This is a genomic window from Blastococcus sp. CCUG 61487 (assembly GCF_005222955.1).
Taxonomy (GTDB): Bacteria; Actinomycetota; Actinomycetes; order Mycobacteriales; family Geodermatophilaceae; genus Blastococcus.
The window spans coordinates 1-333 of sequence record NZ_LWUA01000156.1 but is presented as its reverse complement, the minus strand read 5'-3'; the positions used below and the strand labels follow the sequence as shown (position 1 = coordinate 333).

The following is a 333-nucleotide window of genomic DNA, read 5'->3' as shown; positions in this document are numbered from 1 at the left end:
GGGCTCGCCCACCCCGGCCGGTGCGCATCCTCGAGCTGCTCGCCGAGGGCGACCGCACCGTCGGCCAGTTGGCCACCGAGACCGGGATGGAGCTGTCGCACCTGTCCCAGCAGGTGGCGGTGCTGCGACGGGTCGGGATCGTCGACAGCCGCCGGGAGAAGAACACGGTGCTGTGCTCGTTGCGCGACCCGCAGACGGCGGAGCTGCTGGCGGTGGCGCGCAGGATGCTCACCCGCACGCTCCGGGACGACCAGGCACTGCTGGCCGCGCTCAGGAAGGCCGACGACGCCGTCGCACTGGCCGATCGCGCGCGCGCCCGGAATGACCGCCGCC

The 333-nt window shown here is 74.2% G+C and carries 1 protein-coding gene; it reads left to right on the top strand.

The features are described from left to right. Positions 1-333 (top strand): ArsR/SmtB family transcription factor (locus tag A6V29_RS08885; RefSeq protein WP_137159960.1); only part of this gene is annotated, 333 nt, incomplete at both ends.